We start from the raw sequence: 12,640 nt of genomic DNA on the forward strand, positions 1-12,640 counted from the left end.
ATTACCTCACTAATAACTGATAATTATTCCACCCTCATTTTCGTAAGTAGAAGATAATCCTCTTGCAGAAACAATCAAAATATCCTTAAAATTGTATCTTTCAACTATTTTATTCTTTATTTCTTTTGCTCTTTCCAAACAATTACAATGAGTTATTACCAATATTTTTTCTTCAATATTTGAACTATTTTCAGCTATTGCATCAATTAATTCACTATATGCTTTTTTTAAGCCTCTAACTTTCTTATAAATATCTATTTCACCATTAATACCTTGCATAACAGGCTTTATAGAAAAAGCAGAAGCAATCATAGCTTTTAATTTAGAAATTCTTCCATTTTTTATTAAATTATCAAGACTTTCCAAAACAAAAAATATATTCATTTCTGAAATGTATTTTGTTACATTATCAACAATTTCTTGGAACGTCATTTTTTTATCTATACATTCTTGAATTTTCAAGGCAACTAAAGTTTCTCCAGAGGCAGCAGACTTAGTATCAAAAACATGAATCAATCTTTCTCCCTTTTCAAGTACCATTGTCTTTGCTAAACATGCATTAGAATATGTTGCACTTAATTTTCCAGATAAAGTTACACAAAAAACTTCTTTTGCCTCTTCAAATTTATCCATAAAAAGTTTAGGAGATGGTGCAGCTGTTTTTATAGAACTTGCATTTCTCATAGCTTGTATATATTTATCTACATCTAAATTTTCATCATCTAAATAATCAACATCATCCAGTTGTAATGTCAAAGGAACTAATTCGATATCTAGTTTGCTTTTCATCTCCTCTGTTAAATCACAACAACTGTCAGCAACTATCAATCTATCTTTCATACTATCCTAACCTCTCTTCAATAAATTTGGCAAGTTTTTTAGCTTCAACTTCCAATTCTTCTTGATTTTCTCCTTCAATCATAACTCTAACTAAAGGTTCAGTTCCAGAAGGTCTTATTAAAACTCTTCCATTACCTGAAAATTTTTCTTCAATTTGTTTTATCTCAGCAACTATTTCCTTATCTTGTGCATAAGCATTTCTATTTTCAAGCTTAACTTTTGCATTTACTAAAACTTGTGGATATGAAACCATAAGCTCATTAAAATAAGACAATTTATTTATACTACTTGCAACTAGTTCACAAATCTTTAAAGCTGTAAAAGTCCCATCTCCCGTTGTACTATCATTTAAGAAAATCATATGTCCAGATTGCTCAGCTCCAAGAATGTAATCATGTTCAAGCATTTGTTCAAGAACGAACCTATCTCCAACTTTTGCTGCAACAAAATTTACATCTATTGAGTCTAAATATTTTTTTAGTCCAATATTACTCATAACTGTTCCAACAACAGCATTATTTGTAAGTTCATCTTTTTCTTTATATGACTTAGCCATTGCTGCTAAAATATGATCTCCATCCATAATATTTCCTTTTTCATCAACAGCTAAACATCTATCAGCATCTCCATCAAAAGAAAATCCCATATCAACATCATTTTCCAAAACGGCTTTTCTTATTACTTCCATATTTGTACTACCACAATTTAAGTTAATATTCTTTCCATCAGGAGCAGTATTTAAAGAAATAACTTCCATTCCTAACTCTTCAAATAATTTTCTCGCAATTTTATAACTTGCCCCATTTCCAAAGTCTACTGCTATTTTTAAATTTGAAAAATCTGCATCTACTCTTGATTTTAAATAATCCGCATAAATAGAAACCGCCTCTTTTTCTTCAGTGAAAATTCCTTCTTGAACTTCTCCAAAGTCAAAATTTTCATCATCTAAAATATTTTCAACTTTAAATTCTATTTCATCAGAAAGTTTGAAGCCATCTTCATTAAAAATCTTAATTCCATTATATTTAAAAGGATTATGTGAAGCAGAAATAACAGCTCCTCCAACTGCTTTAAAATATTTAATTAAATAAGCAACTGTTGGTGTTGGCGCTATTCCAATAGTAACTACATTAAAGCCCATTTCTAATAAGCCTTTAGCTAAACTACTCTCAAGATTTTTTCCACTTTCTCTAGTATCTCTACCTATTATAAATAACTTTTCTTCTTTATCTTTTAAAATATATCCAACAGATTTTCCGAGTTTATATGCAAGTTCGTCAGTTAAATTTTCTCCATATACTCCTCTTACACCATCTGTTCCAAAATAATTACCCATTTTTTCTCCTGTTTTATTTTCTAAATTTATTCTTGATTACACAAATAATCACAACAATTATATCATAAATAAAGAAAAAAATCATTAATTATAGCAAAAAACAATGTATTTATATTTATCGTACTAAATTTAAATTTCTCATACTATTATAAATAAAGTACAATACTTTTTTAATTTTTCTCTTTTATTTTAAATTGTGCCATTATTATACTTAATAAAGTAATGACAACAACTATAAGGTAAATTGATTTGTTCTGTTCAAATCCTAAAATTCCCTCTGGTATTAACTTTGAAATCCATAGATAAACTCTATCTCCAAAATAGACTCCCATAGCAAAGAACAATTGAAAAATTCCCATACTTACATTTCTATCTTCTTTTTCAAAGTATTGCATAGCCATTGAAATCAAGCAAGTATACGCAATTCCATAGCCAAAACCATTAAAAATATATCCAAAAAATGCAGGGATATATGAATTAGTTAATAAAATAATTATATAAAATATTAGATTTGAAACTAAACCTAAGATTAAAGTTTTTTCAATTCCTATCTTCTTTGCAAAATAAGTTCCTGCTAATACACTTGCAATAAGTTGTGGAAAAGCAAATAGTACGTCAATATAAGCCAAACATATAGGTGGCATATTTAAATTAACTTTTGCATAAGCAATCATATTTGCTCCTGACGTTGAAAACTTTATAAATGAAACTAAAATTGCAATTAAACAGATATATAAATAGCCTTTAAATTCAAAAACTTTTTTAACTTTTTCAAAGCTAAATCTCTTTGCAGAATAAGAAACATCTTTAACAAAAAAACTTAATATCAAAGCTACAATTGAAATTGTAGCAGAAAGTGTCCAAAGCAATTTAAAATTCTTGTATGTACCATAAGTTGACAAATACTGTATTGGAGCTGCTATAAATTCTGCTAAAAGCGGTGCTATTGATAGAATCGACGCTGAAATTGCAGCTTTTTCCTTAGAAAAAGTCTCTGAAAACAACACATTGAAAACTGCAAGCATAGATGCACATATTCCCATAGCTATTGATGAAAAATAAAGAGTATTATAGCTTGGTTTTAAAACGACCATTAAAGATGCTAATGTTAAAATAAAAAGTGCAATTTGAATAAATATTTTTTTTCTATTAAAAATATCACTCAATATAAAAATTGGCAGTCTGATAAAGCAACTTATTAGTCCGTATGCAGAAGTTATCTGTGCAGCCAAAACAATCGAAAAACCAAGCCCCCCCTCTTTCATAGGACTTATAGCATAGAGCTTTCTATAAGCTCTTACAACTGTTATTCCACTCCAAAAAAGTACAAACAACCAAAATATTAACTTTTGATTTCTATCCAAATCGTATTTCTTTGAAATAAAATATATAATTACAAAAGTTAAAATAATCATAAAAATTGATGAATATAATTTTTCCATTTTTCTCTCCTAATTTTTTGGCTTAAAAGCTAAAATTTTACCACGTCTTATATATTTCTTTAAATCTATTTTATGTCCCCATTTTGCAAGATATTCTTCAGTTAATTCCTCTTCAATTATAGTATAAAGTTCGAAACCTACCATTTTTAAAATATTCTTTAACTTCTCCGAAGTTATTGAGCCAGCGACTCAAGTTGCATGAAAAATCGGTTCATCTTTGACCCATGATGGCAATTCATTAAATTGAACAATATCTGAAATTGAAATTCTTCCCCCTGATTTTAAAACTCGAAAAATTTCAGAATAAACTTTCTCCTTATCTTCACATAAATTTATAACACAATTTGAAATTACACAATCAACAGTATTGCTCTCAACTTTAAGATTATCTATATCTGAAACCATAAATTTAGTATTTAAAAACTTCTTTTTTTCTCTTATGTAATTTGCTCTTTCAATCATTTCAGGAAGTCTATCAACTCCGATAACAAAGCCTTCTTTCCCAACTATTTTACAAGCCTTAAAAACATCCATTCCTTTACCACAACCTAAATCTAAGACTGTTTCTCCACATCTTAAATTTGCATTTTGAATAGGATTACCACAACCCAAGCCAAGATTTGCTCCATTTTCTATATCTTCTAAAGTATAACCTAGACTTAAAGCAATCTTCTTTTCAATCTCTTTACTATCTTCACTTTCTCTTAATCTATCGTTTACAGCAATATTTTTATATAGATTATCTATTACTTTTTTACTATCACAACATTTCATATAAGCCTCCATACGACTTTATTATTTTATCACAAAATAAGGTGTTAGTCTAATTTACTTTTAATTTTTTAACTATACAAATTTTTACAAAAAAAATTAATAACTTGATTTTTTTCTAAATTACCTGTATTATATGGGTATAAGATAACTAGGAGGTGCAGTTATGAAAATAACAAAAGATATGCTAATAGGAGACATTATTCAAATCCATCCGGATGCTGTTGAAATCCTATTTAATTTTGGACTTTCTTGTGTTGGTTGTCCTGCAAGTCAAATGGAGACTCTTGAAGAAGCTACAATGGTTCATGGACTAAATTTAGATTTACTTCTTGAAGTCTTAAACGAAAATAATTCAAATTAAAATTATTCCTCACCTTTCACAAAAGTGTTCGGTGAGTAGTACATAAAAAAATCGCGAGTAAGGTTATCGCGATTTTTTATATATTATATACTTATTTTTTATAATTTTTCTAATAATTCTTTTACAAATTCAAAAGTTCTTTGAGTTGAAGGAATATTTAATCTTTCAACAGGACTGTGAACATCTTTCATTGTAGGTCCTATTGATATCATTTCCATATCAGGGAATGTATCAACAAAAACTGCTGGTTCTAATGCGGCATGAACAACTTCAACTTTCATTTCTTTTCCTGTTAAATTTTTATAAACTTCTAAAGCAGTATCTCTTAATTTTGAAACTTTTGCAAACTCCCATGGTTTATAATAATCTTCTAATGTATATTCAACACCATTTTCTTCATAAACTTTCTTTACAATATTTGTATATTCTTCAAAAGTCTTAGGATTTGAACTTCTTAATGAAAGTGTAAATCTAACAAAATTTCCATCAAATTTAATCATAGCAAAATTATCTGAACATTCAACGATTGATGGATATTCTTCCATCATTGAATACACTCCATGAGGAATATTTCTAATTACATTTTCAATTTTTTCTTGACATCCATGACATAAAACTTCTTTTACATTTTCAACTTTTTCTATAGAAACTCTCATATCTTTATCAAGTGGATATTCATTAATTAATTTAGAAAAATCAATTTTAAATTCATCAGCATCACTTGTAAAAACAACTTTTGCATCTCTAGGAATTGCATTATGTTTTGTTCCCCCTTCGATACTAACCAATCTGTAATCTGCTATTTCTTTTACCATATCCATAGCCTTAAGAGCAAATTTTAAAGAATTTCCTCTTTGTTGATGAATTTCCATTCCTGAGTGACCACCAAGCATATTATTTACAGATAAAACAAAAGTATTTTTCTTATCATTTTCTTCAAATTTAACTTTCAAAGTTCCCATAACATTATGTCCACCTGAACATCCTGATAAAAGCACTCCTTCTTCTTCAGCATCAATATTTAAGAGTTTTCTTCCCTTTAACAACTCTCTTTTTACAGCTCTTGCACCTGCCATTGTTCTTTCTTCATCAGTAGTTACAAGTAATTCAAGTGCAGGATGTTTAGCTTCTTTATCTTCCAAAATGGCAAGTCCCATTGCAACTGCTATTCCATCATCAGCTCCTAAAGTTGTACCTTTAGTCTTAACCCAATCTCCATCCACAATAACAGGAATAGGATCAACTAGAAAATTATGTTCAACTCCGTCAGCTTTTTCTGCAACCATATCCATATGTCCTTGAATAACAACAGGTTCGTGATCTTCATAACCTTTATATGCAGGTTTTCTTATAACAATATTATTGCTTTCATCTTGAATAGTTTCTAATCCTAAAGACTTTCCAACACTATATAAATAATCGCTAACTGCCTTTTCATTTCCAGATTCTCTTGGAATCTTAGTTAGCTCTTCAAAATAATAAAAAACTCTTTCAGGTTTTAAATTTTCTAACATAATTGCCTCCTACTTATTATATTCATCAAATTCTTCTATGCTAAAAATTATTTTTTCTCCATCATTTATTACCATTGCAGGAATCCCTATTGAGCCATTTTCCTTAGCAAAATTAAATGCAGGATTTTCTCTAAATTTTAAGAATTTTTTAAGATTTGCTAAATTTTCAGTAATATCTAAATACAAATACTTAACTCCTCTTTCATCAAGTGCCTTTTTCATAACAATACAATCAGGACACATACTTGATCCAAAAACAACTTTTTTCTTAACCATAATTCCTCCTAAAATTCTAAAGACTTTTCAATAAAATCTTTTAGTTCTGAGATTTTTATTCTCTCTTGTTCCATAGTATCTCTAAATCTAACCGTTACACAATCATCTTCCAAAGTATCAAAATCGACAGTTATACAGAAAGGAGTTCCAACTTCATCTTGTCTTCTGTATCTTTTTCCAATACTTCCTGAAACATCTGTATCTATCATAAAATATTTTGAAAGTTCATCATAAATTTCATCAGACTTATCTGACAATTTTTTAGTAAGTGGTAAAATTGCAGCCTTAAATGGAGCTAAAGCGGGATGAAGTCTTAAAACAGTTCTAACATCTCCTTCTCCTATCTCTTCTTCATCATAAGCATTACATAAGAATGCTAACGCAACTCTGTCTGCTCCAAGTGAAGGCTCAATACAATATGGAATATATTTTTCATTTGTAACAGGGTCTATATATCTTAAATCTTCTCCGGAAACTTCAATATGTCTTGATAAGTCATAATCTGTTCTATCTGCAATCCCCCAAAGTTCTCCCCAACCAAATGGGAATAAAAATTCTATATCACAAGTAGCTTTACTGTAAAAACTCAATTCTTCTTGTTCATGGTCTCTAAGCCTTAAAGTTTCCTCATTCATTCCTAAAGACAATAACCAATTAAAAGAATAGTTTTTCCAATAGTCATACCATTCTAAATCTTCTCCAGGTTTACAGAAAAATTCCAATTCCATTTGTTCAAATTCACGAGTTCTAAAAGTAAAATTACCAGGAGTAATTTCATTTCTAAAAGATTTCCCAACTTGAGCAATACCAAAAGGAACTTTCTTTCTTGAAGTTCTAGCAATATTTTTGAAATTAACAAAAATACCTTGTGCAGTTTCTGGTCTTAAATATATTTCAGATTTGCTATCCTCAGTTACACCTTGAAAAGTTTTAAACATAAGATTAAATCTTCTTATTCCTGTAAAATTTTGCTTTTTACAATTTGGACAGCAAATATTTTTTTCTTTCATTAGCTCTTCAACTTTTTCGTTTTCCCAACCATCAACATTTATATCTCCAAGATTATTTTCAAAATAAAAATCTTCGATAAGTTTATCAGCTCTAAAACGAGATTTACATTCTTTACAGTCAATCAAAGGATCACTAAAACTTCCAACATGGCCTGATGCAACCCAAACTTCTGGATTCATCAAAATTGCACTATCAAGACCAACATTATATTTTGATTGTTGAACAAATTTTTTCCACCAAGCTTTTTTTACATTATTTTTAAATTCAACACCTAAAGGACCATAATCCCAAGTGTTTGCAAGTCCACCGTAAATTTCTGACCCTGGATAAATTATTCCCCTATTTTTACATAAAGAAACAACTTTTTCCATACTCTTTTCTGATTTCATAATATTCCTCCTAAATTTAAATAAACAAAAAGGCCATATCGCAAGGGACGATATGACCGTGGTTCCACCCTAATTATGTTAAAAAACATCTCTCTAAAAAATTTACTCCCGATTTCCCCATAATACAAAAATGTAATTTTGCACCAAACAACTACTCTCTAAAATTTTCATATTATTTTTTATCGTTCAACGTAAGTATTAACAAGATAATTCTAACATATTTGTTTTTTAAAATCAATACTAATAGACTATAACTCTCATTCCAATATAAGAATTATTGTAAATATATCCCATTGAACCAGGATAAACATTTATACAACCATGTGAGCCACCTCTTCTATAGTAGTAATAATCTGAAAAAGCATAACCTGGTTGCCAATTTGCATCATGAATTCCATAACTTCCATGGAATGGCATCCAATATTGAACCCAAGAAGCATATCCAGGTCCTTTTAGAATTCTCGAATATTCCTTTGAAAGCACACTGAAAATTCCTGTTACAGTAGGTGTAGAAGGCTTACCACTTGCAATACCTACTTTAGAAATTATAGTTCCATTTCTAACAAGCCATAACTTTTGATCACTCAAACTTACTACTATAAAATTTCCATTTACATGGCAACTTCTACCTGTATTTTTGGACCTCCAAATTCCATTTGAAACGTACCAATCAGAATCCGCCAAGCCTACTTCAACTCCATCAATATAGGATTTTCCTCCATAATATCCATTTGCGTATTTCCCGTTTACAAAATATCTTGAACCATTTCCATCTGTTGCATATCCATTATGTTTTCTTCCATCTCGGAAAAAATACCAATCATACCCATCATCATACCAACCATTGGCTAGATATTTATCTCCTCCAAAATATAAACCGTTTATATAAGTATTGCCTTCAGATTCTAAACCATCTTTATATAACTTTCCGTTATATCTTCCATTGGCATATTTTCCTTTTACAAAATATCTTCTTCCATTAGCATCTACTCCAAAACCTGTAAGTTTTTTTCCGTTCTTGAAAAAAAACCATGCAGTTCCATCATCGCACCACCAATCTGCAATTTTACCTTCGCTATAGTAAATTCCTCCAACATAATCATTAGCATACTTACCATTTATAAAATACATCTCACCATTTCCATCAACAGCTTTTCCTGTATGCTTTCTACCATCTTTAAAGAAATACCATGCAGTTCCATCATCATACCAACCATTTGCTAAATATTTATCTTCGGCATAATACAATCCGTTTATATAAGTATTCCCCGCAGATTCTAAACCGTCTTTATATAATTTTTCATTATATCTTCCATTGGCATATTTTCCACCTACGAATAATCTTGTTCCATTTGCATCTTTTCCAAGTCCATTATGTTTTATTCCATTTTGGAAAAAATACCATGCTGTTCCATCATCACACCACCAGTTGGCTATTACTCCATCTTTATAAAACAATCCGTCTATATAACAATTTGCATATTTTCCTTTTACGAAATACATTTCGCCATTTCCGTCTACTGCTTTTCCTGTGTATTTTTTACCATCTTTAAAGAAGTACCATCCTTCTCCATCATCATACCACCAATTCGCTGGCTTTTTATCATATCCGTAAAATATTCCATTTACATAAGTTTTACCATCAGACTCTACACCATCTTTATATAATTTATCATCATATATTCCATTGGCATATTTTCCATTTACAAAATACCTTATTCCGTTAGCATCTTTTCCATTTCCATTATGTTTCTTCCCATTTTGGAAAAAATACCATGCTGTTCCATCATCACACCACCAATTCGCAATTTCTCCATCTTTATAAAAAATCTCATCTATATAAGCATTAGCATATTTTCCGTTTACAAAATATCTTATTCCATTAGCATCTTTTCCCTTTCCATTATGTTTCTTCCCGCCTTGGAAAAAATACCATGCTGTTCCGTCATCGCACCACCAATCTGCTAATTTCCCATCTTTATAAAAAAGTTTATCTACATAACCATTGGCATATTTTCCTTTTACGAAATACATTTCACCATTTGCATCTATTCCTTTTCCAGTGAGCTTTTTACCATCCTTAAAGAAATACCAACCTGTACCATCGTCATACCATGCATTTGCTGGTTTTTTATCATATCCGTAAAATATTCCATTTACATAAATTTTACCATTTGACTCTACACCATCTTTATATAATTTTTCATTATATATTCCATTGGCATATTTTCCATTTACAAATAATCTTATTCCATTAGCATCTTTTCCAATTCCGTTATGTTTTTTACCACCTTGGAAAAAATACCACGCTGTGCCATCATCACACCACCAATCTGCTAACTTACCATCTTTATAGAAAAGTTTATCTATATATCCATTAGCATATTTCCCATTTACGAAATACATTTCGCCATTTGCATCTACAGCTTTTCCTGTATATTTTTTACCATCTTGGAAAAAATACCATGCTGTGCCATCATCATACCATCCATTTGCAGGTTTCCCATCAGGATCATAAAAAATGTTGTTTACATAAACCTTTCCTTTTTGCTCTACACCATTTTTATATAGAATTCCTTCATAAATTCCGTTGGCATATTTTCCATTTACAAAATATTTATCTTGATATTTTCCAGTATATTTTTTACCATTTTGGTAAAAATACTTTTGATTGTCTTCTTCTTTCCAACCACTAAAGCCTTCAGCAACAACAATATTTTTATCTTCATAATTATCTAAAACAAGAATATTTACCATAAATAAAGATAAAATCAACAAAACTCTTGATAAAAATTTTCTTCTCATAGCTCCTCCTTTATTAAAATTATAAAAATAAATAAACACTATTAATTTTGATAGACATACTATCAAATTAAATATATTTTAATTTAAAACATATAATTATCATCCCAATTATAGTATATAAAATTTTATGTAAAAAGTCAATAAGAAATCGATGTTTACTGTGTTTATTTCATATAAAAAACTGTTATGAAACAAATCTTCATAACAGTTTTACAATTACATTTTTCTAGTTTTATTCTTTTCTTTTAAAACTTTTTTATTTTCTTCAGTAAGGTAACTAAATCCTTCTCCAGAAACTTCACTAACTGTTGCAACATTTACAAATGCGTTATTGTCAAATTCTCTAATAAAATTCATAAGTTTTATGTACTCAGGTCTTGTAAGAATAGTTTCAATCATAACTCTTTGACTCTTATTAAAACCGCCTTTTACTTCGTACAATGTACTTCCTCTGACAATCTCATTAAGGATATAATCATTAATACCCTCCCATTTTCTTGAGTTAATATAAACTTTAATTCTAGTCTTGTATCCAGTAAGAACTTTATCTATAACTACTGCATTAAATAAAATACCAACTAGAGCATACATTGCAGCATTAATTCCATAAGCAGCATAACCCATAACTACAACAGAGAAATCAGCTATAAAAACTCCAACACTTAAATCTACATGAATATACTTATTCAATATTTTTCCAACGATATCAGTTCCACCAGTTGAGGCATTTTGATTTAATGATAGAGCAATACCAAAAGCCGTAACACCAACTCCTATAATCATACTCATAAACGGAGTATCAACTAATGGTTGAATATTTGGAAATATTTTTTCAAAAGCAATAAGTGAAATAGATAATACAATTGTAGCATATATACTAAGTCCACCAAACTCTGCTCCTACAAGTAAAAATGCTAAAATAAACAAAATAATATTAATTCCAAGTTGAAATACCCCAACAGGTATACCAGGAATAAATTTTGCTAATGCTATTGATAGCCCTGCTGTTCCTCCAATAGTCAAATTATAAGGAACCATAAAGAAATAAACCCCTGCAGATACTATAACAGATGCAAATGTTGTAATAATAACTTTTCTTAATGTACTATAATTCATAATCTCCCCTCCTATAATCTACCGTACAAGTATAACAAAACTTTTCAAATTTTACAACAAGTAAATTACATAAGTATTGATTTTTTTACAAAAAAAGTTTACAATTAATTTATACTATATTTTATATTGTTCATAAAAATTTTTTATGCAAAATATAGAAATGAAATTTTTTACATATTTATTGTAAATTTTAATAATTTATTGGAGGCTTATATGATTAAACAAATTGAATTAAACTTAGAAACTATCGAATCCATGTTATATTTATGGACTGCATTAGCTGAAAAAGAAAAAGTTGCTGAAAGCTTTTTTGTTGATGTAGCTAAACAATATCCACTACAAGCTATAAAGACTAAAGATTTTAATGAAGAATCAGTAAGAAGAGTTTTATCTGCTATCCAAAATAGAGAATTACTTTCTACAGCTACTAAAGAAGAAAAAAGATTTTGGAATAATAATATGTGGATGATGGAAGACCTTGAACTTCCACAACTTATGGCAAAACCTATAAAAGTTCTTAATGTAAATCATCTTATTGAAGAATTAAACAAAGAATTTCCAAACAATAATAAAGAAATCTTGAAAGTTTACATTGCTCCATTACATTTAGATGATTACTATATAGTTGATGGAAATTTAATTATCAACTTCTTTAGAATTATGTTACCAGATGGAGAAAATGCATTTATTGATGGTAAACCAATTGATGAATATATTCTTGAAAAACTAAGAGAAGTTTTAAAATAATTCTTAAATGATTAATATTAGATTTTCAT

Annotated in this window: 12 protein-coding genes; 2 read left to right on the plus strand and 10 right to left on the minus strand. The window is 29.1% G+C overall.

What is annotated here, in order from left to right; all coding sequences use genetic code 11:
* Positions 1-9 precede the first annotated feature (9 nt).
* The 5 genes from WFJ11_RS05475 to WFJ11_RS05495 form a co-directional block, all read right to left on the minus strand.
* Positions 10-840, minus strand: a complete 831-nt coding sequence (locus tag WFJ11_RS05475) for a DegV family protein (RefSeq protein ID WP_009354327.1) — start codon at positions 838-840, stop codon at positions 10-12.
* A gap of 1 nt (position 841) precedes the next feature.
* The gene (glmM, locus tag WFJ11_RS05480; RefSeq protein ID WP_313961060.1) at positions 842-2,176 is read right to left on the minus strand and encodes a phosphoglucosamine mutase; all 1,335 of its coding nucleotides are present in this window, start codon (positions 2,174-2,176) and stop codon (positions 842-844) included.
* 170 nt (positions 2,177-2,346) lie between these two features.
* Positions 2,347-3,618, minus strand: a complete 1,272-nt coding sequence (locus tag WFJ11_RS05485) for an MFS transporter (protein ID WP_338817095.1) — start codon at positions 3,616-3,618, stop codon at positions 2,347-2,349.
* Between the two features lie 9 nt (positions 3,619-3,627).
* Complete coding sequence (locus tag WFJ11_RS05490; protein ID WP_338817096.1) at positions 3,628-3,762, minus strand: hypothetical protein; 135 nt, start codon at positions 3,760-3,762, stop codon at positions 3,628-3,630.
* Between the two features lie 45 nt (positions 3,763-3,807).
* A complete protein-coding gene (locus tag WFJ11_RS05495) occupies positions 3,808-4,392 on the minus strand; it encodes a methyltransferase domain-containing protein (RefSeq protein ID WP_338817097.1) in 585 nt (194 codons plus the stop codon).
* Positions 4,393-4,555: 163 nt separating this feature from the next.
* Here WFJ11_RS05495 and WFJ11_RS05500 point away from each other — a divergent pair, with 163 nt between their 5' ends.
* Positions 4,556-4,753: a DUF1858 domain-containing protein gene (locus WFJ11_RS05500; RefSeq protein WP_009354496.1), complete on the plus strand. Its 198-nt coding sequence runs from the start codon at positions 4,556-4,558 to the stop codon at positions 4,751-4,753.
* A 98-nt stretch (positions 4,754-4,851) separates the two neighbouring features.
* Here the strand turns inward: WFJ11_RS05500 and pepD are convergent, their stop codons facing one another.
* From pepD to WFJ11_RS05525, 5 genes are all read right to left on the minus strand, one after another.
* On the minus strand, positions 4,852-6,267 hold the full coding sequence (gene pepD / locus WFJ11_RS05505; RefSeq protein WP_338817098.1) for a beta-Ala-His dipeptidase: 1,416 nt from the start codon (positions 6,265-6,267) through the stop codon (positions 4,852-4,854).
* Positions 6,268-6,276: 9 nt separating this feature from the next.
* Positions 6,277-6,543: a glutaredoxin domain-containing protein gene (locus WFJ11_RS05510; RefSeq protein WP_338817099.1), complete on the minus strand. Its 267-nt coding sequence runs from the start codon at positions 6,541-6,543 to the stop codon at positions 6,277-6,279.
* Positions 6,544-6,551: 8 nt separating this feature from the next.
* Positions 6,552-7,943 carry a glycine--tRNA ligase gene (locus WFJ11_RS05515; RefSeq protein ID WP_009355004.1) on the minus strand — a complete coding sequence of 464 codons (1,392 nt, stop codon included), beginning with the start codon at positions 7,941-7,943 and terminating at the stop codon, positions 6,552-6,554.
* Between the two features lie 240 nt (positions 7,944-8,183).
* Positions 8,184-10,748 (minus strand): L,D-transpeptidase family protein, encoded by a 2,565-nt coding sequence (locus tag WFJ11_RS05520; RefSeq protein WP_338817100.1) that lies wholly within the window; start codon positions 10,746-10,748, stop codon positions 8,184-8,186.
* A 216-nt stretch (positions 10,749-10,964) separates the two neighbouring features.
* Positions 10,965-11,864 (minus strand): YitT family protein, encoded by a 900-nt coding sequence (locus WFJ11_RS05525; RefSeq protein WP_009355037.1) that lies wholly within the window; start codon positions 11,862-11,864, stop codon positions 10,965-10,967.
* Between the two features lie 213 nt (positions 11,865-12,077).
* Between WFJ11_RS05525 and WFJ11_RS05530 the strand changes: the two genes are divergently transcribed.
* The gene (locus tag WFJ11_RS05530) at positions 12,078-12,611 is read left to right on the plus strand and encodes a hypothetical protein (protein WP_009354522.1); all 534 of its coding nucleotides are present in this window, start codon (positions 12,078-12,080) and stop codon (positions 12,609-12,611) included.
* Positions 12,612-12,640 lie beyond the last annotated feature (29 nt).

Origin of the sequence: Parvimonas micra, assembly GCF_037482165.1 — a bacterium.
Classification (GTDB): Bacteria; Bacillota; Clostridia; order Tissierellales; family Peptoniphilaceae; genus Parvimonas.

Excerpts from the sequence above, each read along its gene's own strand:
- WFJ11_RS05490 (WP_338817096.1), bottom strand. The coding sequence starts at position 3,762 with ATGGTAGGTTTCGAACTTTATACTATAATTGAAGAGGAATTAACTGAA.
- WFJ11_RS05510 (WP_338817099.1), bottom strand. The coding sequence starts at position 6,543 with ATGGTTAAGAAAAAAGTTGTTTTTGGATCAAGTATGTGTCCTGATTGT.
- WFJ11_RS05485 (WP_338817095.1), bottom strand. The coding sequence starts at position 3,618 with ATGGAAAAATTATATTCATCAATTTTTATGATTATTTTAACTTTTGTA.
- glmM (WP_313961060.1), bottom strand. The coding sequence starts at position 2,176 with ATGGGTAATTATTTTGGAACAGATGGTGTAAGAGGAGTATATGGAGAA.
- pepD (WP_338817098.1), bottom strand. The coding sequence starts at position 6,267 with ATGTTAGAAAATTTAAAACCTGAAAGAGTTTTTTATTATTTTGAAGAG.
- WFJ11_RS05500 (WP_009354496.1), top strand. The coding sequence starts at position 4,556 with ATGAAAATAACAAAAGATATGCTAATAGGAGACATTATTCAAATCCAT.
- WFJ11_RS05495 (WP_338817097.1), bottom strand. The coding sequence starts at position 4,392 with ATGAAATGTTGTGATAGTAAAAAAGTAATAGATAATCTATATAAAAAT.
- WFJ11_RS05530 (WP_009354522.1), top strand. The coding sequence starts at position 12,078 with ATGATTAAACAAATTGAATTAAACTTAGAAACTATCGAATCCATGTTA.
- WFJ11_RS05520 (WP_338817100.1), bottom strand. The coding sequence starts at position 10,748 with ATGAGAAGAAAATTTTTATCAAGAGTTTTGTTGATTTTATCTTTATTT.
- WFJ11_RS05515 (WP_009355004.1), bottom strand. The coding sequence starts at position 7,943 with ATGAAATCAGAAAAGAGTATGGAAAAAGTTGTTTCTTTATGTAAAAAT.
- WFJ11_RS05475 (WP_009354327.1), bottom strand. The coding sequence starts at position 840 with ATGAAAGATAGATTGATAGTTGCTGACAGTTGTTGTGATTTAACAGAG.
- WFJ11_RS05525 (WP_009355037.1), bottom strand. The coding sequence starts at position 11,864 with ATGAATTATAGTACATTAAGAAAAGTTATTATTACAACATTTGCATCT.